Genomic DNA, 13,142 nt, shown 5'->3' on the forward strand with positions numbered 1-13,142 from the left:
GTGCCTCGCATGGCGCCTGCGACCGACGCGGAGGAGCTGTTGCGCCGCGCGGACGAGGTCCGTAGCTCGGACCCAGCGACCTTCAACCGCCTGCTCGGTCAACTCGACAGGATGCGCCCTGACCTGACGGACACCGAGCGCCGTCGCTTTCAGCTGCTGGGGGCTTACAAGGCTTCGCTCGCAGGCGATTACGACGGCGCGATCAGGACCGCGTTGAGCCTCTACGAGAATTCGCCGGAAATTGAACTCAAGTTCCGCTCCGGGCTTCTTGTCGCAAACGTGGCCGCCGTCACTCGCGACTTCACGCTTGGTTTGCGCTACCTCGAACGTTCTTTGGCCCTCGAGCCTCGAATCGTCGAGCCACAGTTGCGGCAGCATGGTTACGGCGTTGCCGCCGCGCTGTACAACCAGTTCGGACAGTTCGAACTTGGCGAAAAGTACGCCGAGAAGATGCTTGAGGAGCGCGCGACCGGTAGGAATCGGTGCGCCGCCAAGCAGTTCCGAATCGAAGCATTGTTCGGGCTCGGCCGACTGACGGATTCCGACTCCGAAATTCAAGCAGCCATCGACGACTGCACGAGTCAGAAGGAAGCTATTTTCGCCAACCTCATCCGTCGCACGTTGGCTCAGCGCTGGGCTGCCGCAGGCAGTGTGCGCGAAGCGGCGGCGCTCCTGCAAGCGAGCCTTCCGGAAGTGAAGGCAACTGGGTATACGCGCCTGATCGGCGAGATCCGTAGCCTGCTCGCCGAATACCGGTGGAAGCTTGGCGATTCCGCATCCGCCGAGTCCCATGCGCTCTACGTGACCTCCATCGAAGGCGAAGATCCGCGCTGGCTGCCGAGCGTGACAGCACATCACGTCTTGTACGAGCTTGCGCTCCGCAACGGAAACATCTCGAAAGCGTTGGATGAGTACCGCAAGTACGCCGAAGCCGACAAGGCGCGCCTCGACGACATCAAGGCACGCGAATACGCGTTCCAGTTGAGCCGGCACGAACTAAATCAGAAGAACCAGTCGATCGCACTGCTGAAGAGCCAGAACCAGCTTCTGCTTTTGCAGCAGAAGGCGACACGCGCTTCCGCCTGGAACACGCGGCTCGCGATCGCGCTGCTCCTGGTCCTTGTCGCATCGGTCGGCTATTGGGGCTGGCGCGCACGCCGCATGCACGGCTCCTTGCGACATCTCGCGGACACGGATGGTTTGACGGGGTTGTCGAACCGTCGCCACTTCCGTTCGCGTTCCGAGGAAGCGCTCGCCGCCTGCGACCAGCGTCGTCGCCCCGCCTGCGTGCTGTTGTTCGACCTCGACCACTTCAAGCAGATCAACGATCAGTGCGGGCATTCGTCGGGCGACTGGGTGTTGCGTGAGGTCGCGCGGGTCGGGCGCCTGCATTGCCGTGAGCAGGATCTGTTCGGGCGCATCGGTGGCGAAGAGTTCGCGATGACGCTGATCGACTGCGACGTCGAGGCGGCGATGCGCACGGCCGAGGCCTGCCGTCGCGCGATCGCGTCCATCGATTCGACCGCGGCCGGATGTGGCCTGCCAGTCGCGGCCAGCATCGGCGTGGTCAGCACCTCGGTGTCAGGCTACGACTACGAGGCGCTGATCGCGCATGCCGATGCGGCGATGTACCGGTCGAAGGTCGGGGGTCGCAACCGGGTGACCCTGTACGAGCCGCCGGCCGTTCCGCAGCCAGGCGTGACGCCGATGGTCGATCGTCGCAACGCCGAGGCGATGCTGAAGCAGTACTGAGTCGGGCGTCCATACGGTTCGCGCGCGGCCTCGACACGGCCGCGACATTGCCGGCGTAGCGTGGATCGTCCGCCGACCCGCGAACCCCGCCATGGACGAGAACCGCCGCATCGCGGATTACCTTCGTTCGACTGCCGACCTGACCGAGTACTTCCGCACTTGCAAGCAGACCGGCGACATGACGCTGGTCGAGAGCGCGTTGCGTGACATGCCGGAGTGGGCGACCTTCCACGAGGTGAAGAGCGCGCTGGGCGCGGCCGGGCTGCGCCTGGGCGTCGCGCCGATGGGCCCGGCCGATCGCGTGCTGCCGGAATACAGCGAGCGCCGGAAGGGGCCGCGCAAGCACTGACAGTCGGCCGAATCGCCAGACGCGCGCGAAGCAAAAGACGTAGCGACGACACGTATCGGCACCGAATCGTCGCAGCCCATCCAACAAAAAACCCGCCAATCGGCGGGTTTCTCGTGAAGTCCGATCGTGGAGCGGGCCGCCGAAGCGACCGTCGCATCACTTGATCTTGCCTTCCTTGTACGGCACGTGCTTGCGCACTACCGGGTCGAACTTCTTGATTTCCATCTTGCCGGGCGTGTTCTTCTTGTTCTTGTCGGTCGTGTAGAAATGACCGGTGCCGGCGGAGGAGATCAGGCGGATCTTGTCGCGCTTGGAAGCCATCGTCGTCTACTCCTCAGATCTTTTCGCCGCGGGCGCGAAGATCGGCGAGCACGGCGTCGATGCCGTTCTTGTCGATGGTGCGCAGGGCGTTGGCGGAAATACGCAGCTTGATCCAGCGATTCTCCGAAGCGACCCAGAAGCGGCGCTCGTGGAGATTCGGCATGAAGCGGCGCTTGGTCTTGTTGTTGGCGTGGGAAACGTTGTTTCCCGACACCGTACGCTTGCCGGTGACCTGGCATACCTTGGACATACGCACCTCGAAAGGTATTGGGCTTCCCTTGGCCAGGGAGGCGGCGGCCCCGACGCGCCGGATGATCCGGGCATCGCGCGATACGGGCGGGACCCGCTGGGCGGGCGATTCGCAGGTGCCGGAAAACGCGCTTTCCGGTGAACGTCCGGGTTCCGGCGAGGCCGGCGGACGCAGCGAGCCGCGCATTATGGCCGCCGAGCCCTTTGCGGGCAAGCACTTAGGCGTGAATCGATCACGGAACGCGGTGCGCCGCCGCGATGACCGGGCGGCGATCGGAGGGCTGGTCCGACCCGGCGCTTGCCAAAGCCAGCGCGGTCCAAGTGCCCTCATGCACCCGGCTGACGACTACGCTGGGCCGACCCGCCGAGGACGCCAGTCATGGACCCCGAAATCACCCGCCGCGCCAGCTGCAGCTGCGGCCAGCTCGTACTGACCTGCCGCGGCGAGCCCCTGCCGCGCGTGTCGATCTGCCACTGCCATGCCTGCCAGCGCCGCACCGGCGCGCCGTTTGGCTGGCAGGTGCGATATCCGCACGATGCGGTCAGCGCTACAGGCGAAGCCACGCGCTACCGGCACGCCGGCGACAGCGGGCGTTTCGCGGACTTCCGCTTCTGCCCGCGCTGTGGCAGCACGGTGTGGTGGACCATGGAGCGCGATCCCGACCTCGTCGTGGTGGCCGCCGGCGCGTTCGCGGACCAGACGCTTCCGCCGCCGATCGTCGAGGTCTACACCGGACGCCAGCACGCATGGACCGCGATGCCGGCGCTGGCGGACATCGAACACTTCGCCTAGCTCAGCGAGGACGATCGCCGATGCGCGATCGCTCAGTGCGATGCGCGATCCCGGTTCCAGCCGCGATGGCGGATGTCGAGCATCAGGCTGTAGACGGCGGTGAACGCCGGGAACAGGTTCTGGATGACGCCGACCGAATCCTGCTTCTGCGAGAACAGGAAGTAGCTGAGCGTCATCAGGCTGCCGATCACGCTCATGTACCAGAACACGCGCGGGATCACCGGCTTGCCGGCGCGCTTGCTGGCGACGAACTGCACCAGCCAGCGTCCGCCGAACATCGCCGCGCCGACCAGGCCGATCACCTTCCACGGCGAGGCGTGCAGGCCGGTCCAGGCCAGCCACGGGATCGGGCTGTTCATCACGTCGCCGACCATGTCAGATCTCCTCGACGCCGGTGACGCGCGAACGCTTGATCAGCCACGACACGCCGCGCAGGTCGCTGATGCCGACCAGCGCGCGATTGAGGTTGTTGTACTTGGACACGCCGCTCGCGCGATGGCGATGGTTGACCGGCACGCTCACCGTCTGCCAGCCGGCGCGCTGCATCAGCGCAGGCAGGTAGCGATGCATGTGGTCGAAGTAGGGCAGGTCGAGGAAGGCGTCGCGCTCGAACAGCTTGATGCCGCAGCCGGTGTCGGGCGTGGAGTCGCGCAGCATGCGCGAGCGGATCGCATTGGCCGCCTTCGACGCCCAGCGCTTGCTGCCCGTGTCCTGGCGGTTGACGCGCCAGCCGGCGAATAGCTTTACGTTCGACGGTGAGGCTTCGCGCTTTTCAAGCAGCTTGGGGATGTCGGCCGGATCGTTCTGGCCGTCGCCGTCGAGCGTCGCGATCCACGCCCCGCGCGCGGCACGCACGCCGTTGCGCGTCGCCGTGCTCTGCCCGCTGTTCCTGATATGCCTCACCACGCGTAGTTCCGGCGCTTCCGCCTTCAGCGCCTGCAACGCGGCGACGGTGCCGTCCTTCGAGCAATCGTCGACATAGACGATCTCGAACTCGGTGACGCCACGCAGCGCGGCGACGATCTCGCGCACCAGCGACGCGACGTTGCCTTCCTCGTTGAAGACCGGCACGACGACGGACAGCGGCAGGGATGCGGTCATGGAACTCTCGATGGAAGCGGGACAGCCACGTCGGCGGGGCGGAAGGCGGCCGTCTGTTGGAGCGGCATTGTCGCCGATCGTTCAATGCGCGCCGCGGACGCAGCGTTCCGACGATCGGCAGCGCGACGCGAATGGCGTCGCGCGATGCGCCGGCTCAGTCGGCGCGACGCGCGCGCAGGCGCTCGAGCACGCCTTCCAGCGACTCGAGATCGCTGTAGTGGATGACCAGCCGGCCCTTGTTGCCGCGGCCGTTGAGCACCGACACCTTGGTGCCCAGCGTCTCGGCCAGTTCGCGTTCCAGCGACACGATGTCGGCCGCCGGCTTGGCCTTGGCCGCGCGCGGCTTGGCCGAACCGCCCGGCACCTGTCCGGCCATCAGCTGCTGCACGCGATGCTCGACCTCGCGCACCGACCAGCCCGCCTCGGCGGCTTGGCGCGCGAGCGCGACCGCGGCCTGCGGCGCGAGCGGAAGCAGTGCGCGCGCATGGCCCATCTCGATCGCGCGCGTCTCGACCAGCACGCGGATTTCCGGCGGCAGCTCGAGCAGGCGCAGCAGGTTCGACACCGCCGCGCGCGAACGGCCGACCGCTTCCGCGGCCTGCGCGTGCGTGAGATCGAATTCGTCGATGAGGCGCTGCAAGGCCTGCGCCTCTTCCAGCGGATTGAGGTCTTCGCGCTGGATGTTCTCGATCAGCGCCATTGCGACGACGGTGCGGTCGTCGACCTCGCGCACCACCACCGGAATTTCGGCGAGGCCGGCGATCTTCGACGCGCGCCAGCGACGTTCGCCGGCGATGATCTCGAACGTCTTGCCGCCGTGGTCGCGGATCTCGCGCACCACGATCGGCTGGATCACGCCCTGCGCGCGGATCGACTCGGCCAGTTCGTTGAGCTTGCCTTCGTCCCAATGCCGGCGCGGCTGGTACTTGCCCGCGACCAATGCATCGACCGGCAACTGCCGCAGCGTGTCACCCGGCTGCGCTTCAACGATCTGCGGCGCTTCCGCGGCGGCCTTCGGGCCGAGCAGCGCTTCGAGTCCGCGACCGAGGCCGCGCTTCTTCGCCGAACTCATGCCGCGGCCTCCTTCAACGCCTTCTTCGCCGCAAGGTCGCGCTCGCGTGCGCGGCGCACGACTTCACCCGCCAGGCCGAGGTAGGCGACGCCGCCGCGGCTGGCCCGGTCGTAGCCGACGATCGACTGGCCATGGCTCGGCGCTTCGGCCAGGCGCACGTTGCGCGGCACGATGGTGCGGAACACCTTGTCGCCGAAATGATTGATGAGCTCGGCCGACACCGCGTTCGCGAGGTTGTTGCGCACGTCGAACATGGTGCGCAGCACGCCTTCGATCTCGAGGCTCGGATTGAGCCGCTGGCGGATCGCTTCAATCGTGTCGACCAGCGCGCTGATGCCTTCGAGCGCGTAGTACTCGCACTGCATCGGAACGATCACCGAATCCGCCGCGGTCAGCGCATTTAGCGTGAGCAGCGACAGCGCGGGCGGGCAATCGATGAGGATGAAGTCGTAGTCGGCGCGCAGCGGTTCGAGCACGCGCTTGAGTTGCTGCTCGCGCTCGCCGCGATCCATCAGCTGGATCTCGGCAGCGGTGAGGTCGATGTTGCCGGGCAGCAGGTCGAAGTCTTCCGCGGTGCGCAGGATCGCGCCCTTGGCATCGGATTCGCCGAGCAGCACTTCGGTGATCGACGCTTCGATCTCGCGCTTGTTGACGCCCGAACCCATCGTCGCGTTGCCCTGCGGGTCGAGGTCAACGAGCAGCACGCGCTGCGGCGCACGGGCGAGGCCGGCGGCCAGGTTGACGGCCGTCGTCGTCTTGCCGACGCCGCCCTTCTGGTTGGCGATCGCGATGATGCGGGCCATGCGGCTCGTTCCCCTGCTGGGCTGAAAGACACGGAGTCGGCGGATCGACGCGGCTTGCGCAACGCCGGGTCGGGGCCAATCCGGAACCGCATAGTATGCCCGTGAAGGTCGCTGCCGACGGGCTCCGGATCGCCGTCCTGCGCCGCCCGTCATACTGTTCCGATGTCTGCCGACCTGCCCTCCGACCTTCGTCCGATGCTCGAGTCCGGGCTTGACGCGCTCGGCCTCGATCGCGCCCACGCCACGCCGCTGCTGGCCTACCTCGCGCTGTTGCTGCGCTGGAACGCCACCTACAACCTCACGGCCATTCGCGACCCGCGCGAGATGGTGACCAAGCACCTGCTCGACTCGCTGGCGATGCACCGGTTCGTCGATCCGCTGGTCGCCTCGAACGGCGCGCTGGCCGACCTCGGCACCGGTGCCGGCCTGCCGGGTATCCCGCTGGCGATCGTGAAGCCGGGCCTGAAGGTCACGCTGGTCGAAAGCGCCGGCAAGAAGGCGCGCTTCATGCGGCAGGCGATCCGCGAGCTGGGGCTTACCGATGCCCGGGTCGCCGAAGCCCGCATCGAAGCGGTGGACGAACCCGGTGCGTATGCGGCGATCACCGCTCGCGCTCTCGCGACCATCCCGCTGATCCTCGAACTCGGTGGAGACCTTCTCGCACCGGACGGTGTGCTGCTGGCCATGAAGGGCGTGCACCCGGCCGATGAGCTCGCGCAGCTGCGGGCGGGCTGGGTGCTCAAGGCGAGCGAGCCACTGCGCGTGCCGGGGCTGGATGCGGAGCGGCATCTGGTGGTTGTCGGGCGCAGCTAAACGGAATCCAGGTCGGCCGGATCTCCGACGATCACGGCGCTAAATGCGGTGATTGCAGTGCAGTCGGCGTCGATCAGGCAGATTTGTCGACCATCTCGCTCGCCAGCAAAGGCCGCCACGCCAGCGTCCCGACAAGGCCGGGCATCTCCAACGGCTCGATCGACCAGCTCGAGACCGGGCCGAGTTCGGGGTCTGCGACGACCAGCCGCGGCGCGCGTTCAAGCCCTTCGAACCGCAGCCGATCGAGACCGAACGCCAGCCCGCGCCCCTGCGCCTTGAGCACCGCTTCCTTCGCGCACCACAGCCGCAGGAAGGCCGCCTCACGGTCCGCGCCGGCCAACGCCTCCAGCGCCGCCGCCTCGTCCGCATGGAAATACCGCCGCGCCAGCTCGAGCGCCCGCGGCCGCGGCTTGGGCGTCTCGATATCAATGCCGACCCGCACGCCCTCGCCCAGCGCGACCGCCAGCGTCGACCCGCTATGGCTCCAGTTGCAGTCCAGACCCGGCAGCCGCAGCAGCGGCCGGCCGTGCTCGCCGCGATCGAAGCCGATGGCGTCTTCCGCCATGCCGAGCTCGTCGCCCAACCAGCCGCGCACCAGCGACTCGGCGGGCACGCCGGCGGGATGCGGCAGCGCGACCACGCGGACCGGGCCGAAGCGGCGGAGGTCGTACAAGCGGCTTCTCGGCTGACCGGGCGGGCCCCGCAGCGTAAAGTACGGCGGGGGAAGCGTCAGGTCGGGCACATGTCGGCGGTCATCGAAACAGGTACGGAGCAGGCGCGGCGCCTGCGGACGCTGGTCACCGGCGCGCCGTCGCGCATCGTCGCGTTCGATCGCGGCATGCCGGTCAGCCGCGAGCGCCTGGAGCGCCATGTCCGTGCCGTCGCTGCCACGCTGCCGCCCGCCGCGTATGCGGTGAACCTTTGCGAAGACCGCTACCGCTTCATCGTCGCGCTGTGCGCAGCCGCGTTGCGCGGGCAGGTGACGCTGCTGCCGCCCTCGCGCGCGCCGGCCGTCGTCGATGCGGTGCGCGCCGACCATCCCGATTCCATCTGCATCGGCGACTCAGCGCTCGATCCCGCGCCGCCGGGCTACTGGCGCCTGCCGGACGAGTTCGACGAACTCGACGGCGCGCCGCTCGAAATCGATCCGGACGCGACGCTGCTGATCGGCTTCACCTCCGGCAGCACCGGCCAGCCGAAACCGAACCCCAAGACGCTCGCAAGCTTCGTCACCAGCACCGCGCAGAACTTCGCCGCGCTCGACGACCTGCTCGCGCCGGATGACGTCACGCCGGTCGTTGCCACCGTGCCGCCGCAACACATGTACGGCATGGAGACGTCGGTGATGTTGCCGCTGCTCGGCGAGATCGCGGTGCATGCCGACCGCCCGTTCTTCCCGCAGGACGTCGCGCGCGCCGTCGCCGACTGCCCGCGCGCGCCGCTGCTGGTCACCACGCCGGTGCACCTGCGCGCACTCGTGCAGGCCTGCAACGACGATGCATCGTTCGCGATGCCGCCGATCGCCGCGATTGTTTCCGCCACCGCGCCGCTGCCGCAGGATCTCGCGCTCGCCGCGGAAAACGCGTTCGGCTGCGAAGTGCGCGAGATGTTCGGTTCGACCGAGACCTGCATCCTCGCGCGCCGCCGTACCGCACGCGACGACGCATGGACGCTGCTGCCCGGTGTCACGCTCGCGCCACAACCCGACGGCACGCTCGTGGCCGCGCCGCACCTGGCAACGCCGGTCGCGCTCGCCGATCTCGTCGAGCTGCTTGCCGACGGGCGGTTCCGCCTGTGCGGTCGCAATGCCGATCTTCTCGAGATCGCCGGCAAGCGCGCGTCGCTCGGCGACCTCACGCGCAAGCTGCTCGCAGTACCCGGCGTGGTCGATGGCATCGTCGTGCAACTCGACGCCGATGCGCATGGCGTATGTCGCATCGCCGCACTCGCAGTCGCACCGACACTTAGCTCCGACGACATCCTGCGTGCATTGCGTCAGCAGATGGATGCGGTGTTCCTGCCGCGTCGTCTTCGTTGCATCGCGTCATTGCCGCGCAACGAAACCGGCAAGTTGCCGCGTGCGACGGTGCTCGCACTGCTGCACACCTGAACATTGCTCTAAGTTTCACGCGACGCCCACGCCGACCGCAAAAAACAGCGGTTTAGCGCGAGAATTTAATACGCGGCCGTCACAGCCGCCTTCCCAGACTGGCGGCGCCCCCAATCGAAGGGGTGCTGAATTCACCCTCTGACTGGAAAGGAGATAAATCATGGGCTTCATCATTTGGCTGATCGTTGGCGGCATCATCGGTTGGGTCGCGAGCATGATCATGAAGACGGATGCCCAGCAGGGCGCGCTCCTGAACATCATCGTCGGCATCGTCGGTGCGTTCCTCGGCGGCTGGCTCGGCGGCATGCTGCTGGGCAATGCAGGCAGCATCAACAACGGCGACTTCTCGCTGTCGGGCCTGCTGATGTCGCTGCTGGGCGCGGTCGTCCTGCTCGCCATCGTCAACCTGTTCCGTCGTGGCCGCGTGCGCTAATACGCACAACGCTTCGAAATGAAAAAAGGCCCGGATTTCCGGGCCTTTTTTCGTATGCGCGGGTTGCTTACGCGCGCGTCGCGAGCTCCACCCACGCCGGCGCGTGATCGCTCGGGCGTTCCCATTTGCGCGGTTCCTTGTCGATGCCCGCGGCGACGCATTCGCTGCGCAGCGCGTCCGACACCAGCGTCAGGTCGATGCGCAGGCCGAGGTTGCGTCGGAATGCGAACTGGCGGTAGTCCCACCAGCTGAAACTGCGATCGTCGGGATTCAACGCGCGGAATGCATCGTGCAGCCCGAGTGCATGCAGTCGATCCAGTGCATCGCGTTCCGCGCGCGAGGTCAGGATGTGCTCCTCGTTCCATTGCACGGGATCGTGCACGTCGCGTTCGTCGGGCGCGATGTTGAAGTCACCGAGAAGCACCAGTCGCGGATGACGTTGCAGTTCGTCCTGCAGCCACGCATGCAACGCATCGAGCCAGCGCAGCTTGTAGGCGTACTTGTCGCTGCCCACGGACTGACCGTTGACCACATACACGTCGACGATGCGCACGCCGTTGACCGTCGCCGCGAGCACGCGCTTCTGTTCGTCCTCGAAACCGGGAATGCCCATCTGCACGTCGCTGATGACGCCGCCGCCCGGCGCGTCCATGCGCGCGACGATCGCAACGCCGTTGTAGGTCTTCTGCCCGGAGAACACGCTGCGGTAGCCGAACGTGGCGATCTCGGTGTCGGGGAAGCGCACGTCCTCGAGCTTGGTCTCCTGCAGCGCGACCACGTCGGGTCGCGCATCGGCGAGCCACTGCCCGAGGTGCGGCAGGCGCACGTTCAGTGAATTGACGTTCCAGCTGGCGATCTTCATGACGCGAGTCTAGCCGCAGCCGCCACGCAGGCTGGCATCATCGCCATTCGCCACGTTCGCCCGACCACCATGACGCCCATCGATCTGCGCAGCGACACCGTCACCCGCCCCACGCCTGCCATGCGCAGCGCAATGCTCAACGCGGAGGTGGGCGACGACGTCTACGGCGAGGATCCGACCGTGGACGCGCTGCAGAACCGCGTCGCCGCCGACCTCGGCTTCGAGTCCGCACTGTTCACGCCCAGCGGCACCCAGGCCAACCTCATCGCGCTGATGTCGCACTGCGAGCGCGGCGACGAATACATCGTCGGCATGGACGCGCACACCTACAAGTTCGAAGGCGGCGGTGCGGCGGTGCTCGGTTCGATCCAGCCGCAGCCGATCCCGCATGCGGCCGACGGCACGCTGCCGCTGGATGCCGTCGAGCGCGCGATCAAGCCGATCGACCCGCACTTCGCGCGCACGAAGATCCTCGCGCTGGAGAACACCTGGCATGGGCGCGTCATGCCACTTGGCTACCTCGCCGACGCGCGCTCGCTCTGCGATCGGCGCGGGCTCAAGCTGCACCTCGACGGCGCGCGGCTGTACAACGCAGCGGTCGCGTCGAATGTCGCGCCCGGTGAAATCACGCGGCACTTCGACAGTGTGTCGGTCTGCCTCTCGAAGGGGCTCGGTGCTCCAGTCGGTTCGGTGTTGGCCGGCACGCACGAGCTCATCGAGCGCGCCAAGCGCTGGCGCAAGGTCTGCGGCGGCGGCATGCGCCAGGCCGGCATCCTCGCGGCCGGTGCATTGCATGCGCTCGATCATCACGTCGCGCGCCTGGCCGTCGACCACCGTCGCGCGGCCACGCTCGCGCAGGAACTCGCCGCGCTCGGCCTGCCGGTGCAGGCGCATACCAACATGGTGTTCGTCGACATCCCGGTCGACCGGCAGACCGCGCTGAAGGCGCACCTCGGCGAGCGCGGCGTGGTGATCTCGACCGGCTATCTGCCGACGATCCGCCTCGTCATGCATCTCGATGTCGATGACGACGGCATCGCGCGCACCATCGACGCCTTCCGCGGCTTCAAGTAAGGCTCAGCGCGCAAGCCACCGCACCACGCGATCGATCCGCGCATAAGGCGGCCGCAGCAGGTCGGTCACCGCGAAACGCCGCTGCTCGAACACCGGCAGCAGCTTGCTGAAGGTGTCGAAGCCGGCCTTGCCGTGGATCGCGCCCATGCCGCTCGGGCCGATGCCACCGAACGGCAGGCCCTGCGCGCCGAAGTGCAGCAGCGTGTCGTTGGCGGTGACGCCACCGGCGAGCGTGCTGTCGACCAGGCGCTGCACGGTGTCGCGCGATCGGCTGAAGGGATACATCGCGAGCGGTCGCTCCAGCGATGCGACACGTGCGATGGCGTCGTCGAGCGTGTCGTAAGCGAGCACCGGAAGTATCGGCCCGAAGATTTCGTCCTGCATGACGCGCAGCGACGGTGGCGGATCGAGCACGAGCATCGGTGGCAGAAGCCGCGTCGAGGCATCGCCGTCGCCGAATGGCGCGATCACCGTCGCGCCGGCCTCGCGCGCTTCGTCGATGTAGCCGCTCAAGCGTGCGAACTGCGCGTCGCTGATGATGCGCGTGTAGTCGGGCGTGCCCATGTCGCCGTAGCGCGCTTTCAACTGCGCGACGACGGCTTCGACGAACGCATCGCGACGCGCGCGGTCGATCAGTGCGTAGTCCACGCCGATGCAGGTCTGTCCGGCGTTGAACCATTTGCCCGTTGCGATGCGCGATGCCGCAAGCTGCGCGTCGAAATCGGGCGCGACGATCGCCGGCGCCTTCCCGCCGAGTTCGAGCGTCACCGGCGTCAGGTTCGGCGCGGCCGCCGCCATGACCTTGCGACCCACCGCTGTGGAACCGGTGAACAGCAGATGGTCGAACGGCAGCGATGCGAACGCGGCGCCGACATCCGCACCGCCGAGGGCGACTGCAACACGATCTTCAGGAAACACCGCAGCCAGAAGATCGCGCAACCACTCGCTCGTGCGCGGCGTGTGTTCGGACGGCTTCAGATAGACGTGGTTGCCCGCGGCGATGGCGCTCACCAGCGGCACCAACGCAAGGTTCACCGGGTAGTTCCATGGCGCGATGACACCGACCACGCCGACGCCCATCGGCCGCACCTTCGCGCGCGCCGGCCACAGCCGCCAGCCGACCGCCGCCCGACGCGGCCGCGTCCAGCGCGACAGGTGCGCGAGCGCGTGGTCGATCTCGGCGAGCACGACCAGCGTTTCGGCGATCAGGTTCTCGTGCGTCGAGCGATGGCCGAAGTCGGCCTGGATCGCGGCATCCATCGTCGACTGCCGCGCACGGAACGCGGCACGCAGGCGATGCAGGTCGTCGCGACGCTGCGTGATGCCCGGCTTGTTCGCGCGCCACGCCGCGAGCAGGCGTGCATGCGTGGCCGCGAGTTCGGGATTCAGCGTGTTCATGCGCACCGTCCG

The 13,142-nt window shown here is 67.5% G+C and carries 16 protein-coding genes; 7 read left to right on the top strand and 9 right to left on the bottom strand.

Annotated elements, in window-relative coordinates; all coding sequences use genetic code 11:
- Positions 1-9 precede the first annotated feature (9 nt).
- Together ACVWWW_RS01470 and ACVWWW_RS01475 are read left to right on the top strand one after the other, a co-directional pair.
- Positions 10-1,752 (top strand): tetratricopeptide repeat-containing diguanylate cyclase, encoded by a 1,743-nt coding sequence (locus tag ACVWWW_RS01470; RefSeq protein ID WP_456998618.1) that lies wholly within the window; start codon positions 10-12, stop codon positions 1,750-1,752.
- Between the two features lie 91 nt (positions 1,753-1,843).
- Entirely contained in the window at positions 1,844-2,101 is a 258-nt protein-coding gene (locus ACVWWW_RS01475) for a hypothetical protein (RefSeq protein WP_027082329.1), read from the top strand.
- Positions 2,102-2,257: 156 nt separating this feature from the next.
- Here ACVWWW_RS01475 and rpmG read toward each other — a convergent pair whose 3' ends face one another.
- Together rpmG and rpmB are read right to left on the bottom strand one after the other, a co-directional pair.
- The gene (gene rpmG, locus ACVWWW_RS01480) at positions 2,258-2,422 is read right to left on the bottom strand and encodes a 50S ribosomal protein L33 (protein ID WP_027082328.1); all 165 of its coding nucleotides are present in this window, start codon (positions 2,420-2,422) and stop codon (positions 2,258-2,260) included.
- Positions 2,423-2,435: 13 nt separating this feature from the next.
- Complete coding sequence (gene rpmB / locus ACVWWW_RS01485) at positions 2,436-2,672, bottom strand: 50S ribosomal protein L28 (RefSeq protein WP_027082327.1); 237 nt, start codon at positions 2,670-2,672, stop codon at positions 2,436-2,438.
- 378 nt (positions 2,673-3,050) lie between these two features.
- Between rpmB and ACVWWW_RS01490 the strand changes: the two genes are divergently transcribed.
- A complete protein-coding gene (locus ACVWWW_RS01490) occupies positions 3,051-3,464 on the top strand; it encodes a GFA family protein (RefSeq protein ID WP_036141611.1) in 414 nt (137 codons plus the stop codon).
- A 32-nt stretch (positions 3,465-3,496) separates the two neighbouring features.
- Here the strand turns inward: ACVWWW_RS01490 and ACVWWW_RS01495 are convergent, their stop codons facing one another.
- The 4 genes from ACVWWW_RS01495 to ACVWWW_RS01510 all read right to left on the bottom strand — a co-directional run bounded on the left by ACVWWW_RS01495 (position 3,497) and on the right by ACVWWW_RS01510 (position 6,440).
- Complete coding sequence (locus ACVWWW_RS01495) at positions 3,497-3,838, bottom strand: lipid-A-disaccharide synthase N-terminal domain-containing protein (protein WP_027082325.1); 342 nt, start codon at positions 3,836-3,838, stop codon at positions 3,497-3,499.
- Between the two features lies 1 nt (position 3,839).
- Positions 3,840-4,565 (bottom strand): glycosyltransferase family 2 protein, encoded by a 726-nt coding sequence (locus ACVWWW_RS01500; RefSeq protein ID WP_036141608.1) that lies wholly within the window; start codon positions 4,563-4,565, stop codon positions 3,840-3,842.
- A gap of 154 nt (positions 4,566-4,719) precedes the next feature.
- On the bottom strand, positions 4,720-5,637 hold the full coding sequence (locus ACVWWW_RS01505) for a ParB/RepB/Spo0J family partition protein (RefSeq protein WP_027082323.1): 918 nt from the start codon (positions 5,635-5,637) through the stop codon (positions 4,720-4,722).
- Positions 5,634-6,440 carry an AAA family ATPase gene (locus tag ACVWWW_RS01510; protein WP_027082322.1) on the bottom strand — a complete coding sequence of 269 codons (807 nt, stop codon included), beginning with the start codon at positions 6,438-6,440 and terminating at the stop codon, positions 5,634-5,636. The genes ACVWWW_RS01505 and ACVWWW_RS01510 overlap by 4 nt, the downstream gene beginning before the upstream one ends.
- Positions 6,441-6,602: 162 nt before the next feature.
- Between ACVWWW_RS01510 and rsmG the strand changes: the two genes are divergently transcribed.
- Entirely contained in the window at positions 6,603-7,253 is a 651-nt protein-coding gene (gene rsmG, locus ACVWWW_RS01515) for a 16S rRNA (guanine(527)-N(7))-methyltransferase RsmG (RefSeq protein ID WP_027082321.1), read from the top strand.
- Positions 7,254-7,326: 73 nt separating this feature from the next.
- On the opposite strand, the gene ACVWWW_RS01520 is transcribed toward rsmG, so the two are convergent.
- A complete protein-coding gene (locus tag ACVWWW_RS01520) occupies positions 7,327-7,926 on the bottom strand; it encodes a 4'-phosphopantetheinyl transferase family protein (protein WP_456998619.1) in 600 nt (199 codons plus the stop codon).
- Between the two features lie 69 nt (positions 7,927-7,995).
- Here ACVWWW_RS01520 and ACVWWW_RS01525 point away from each other — a divergent pair, with 69 nt between their 5' ends.
- Together ACVWWW_RS01525 and ACVWWW_RS01530 are read left to right on the top strand one after the other, a co-directional pair.
- The gene (locus ACVWWW_RS01525) at positions 7,996-9,363 is read left to right on the top strand and encodes an acyl-CoA synthetase (RefSeq protein WP_051234877.1); all 1,368 of its coding nucleotides are present in this window, start codon (positions 7,996-7,998) and stop codon (positions 9,361-9,363) included.
- Between the two features lie 160 nt (positions 9,364-9,523).
- Positions 9,524-9,796 (top strand): GlsB/YeaQ/YmgE family stress response membrane protein, encoded by a 273-nt coding sequence (locus tag ACVWWW_RS01530; RefSeq protein ID WP_027082319.1) that lies wholly within the window; start codon positions 9,524-9,526, stop codon positions 9,794-9,796.
- Between the two features lie 67 nt (positions 9,797-9,863).
- Here ACVWWW_RS01530 and xth read toward each other — a convergent pair whose 3' ends face one another.
- Positions 9,864-10,658 carry an exodeoxyribonuclease III gene (gene xth / locus ACVWWW_RS01535; protein WP_027082318.1) on the bottom strand — a complete coding sequence of 265 codons (795 nt, stop codon included), beginning with the start codon at positions 10,656-10,658 and terminating at the stop codon, positions 9,864-9,866.
- 69 nt (positions 10,659-10,727) lie between these two features.
- On the opposite strand from xth, the gene ltaE reads away from it, so the two are divergent.
- The gene (ltaE, locus tag ACVWWW_RS01540; protein ID WP_027082317.1) at positions 10,728-11,732 is read left to right on the top strand and encodes a low-specificity L-threonine aldolase; all 1,005 of its coding nucleotides are present in this window, start codon (positions 10,728-10,730) and stop codon (positions 11,730-11,732) included.
- A 3-nt stretch (positions 11,733-11,735) separates the two neighbouring features.
- Here ltaE and ACVWWW_RS01545 read toward each other — a convergent pair whose 3' ends face one another.
- The gene (locus tag ACVWWW_RS01545; protein ID WP_027082316.1) at positions 11,736-13,130 is read right to left on the bottom strand and encodes a coniferyl aldehyde dehydrogenase; all 1,395 of its coding nucleotides are present in this window, start codon (positions 13,128-13,130) and stop codon (positions 11,736-11,738) included.
- Positions 13,131-13,142 lie beyond the last annotated feature (12 nt).

The sequence above is a fragment of the Lysobacter sp. HA18 genome (assembly GCF_054057595.1).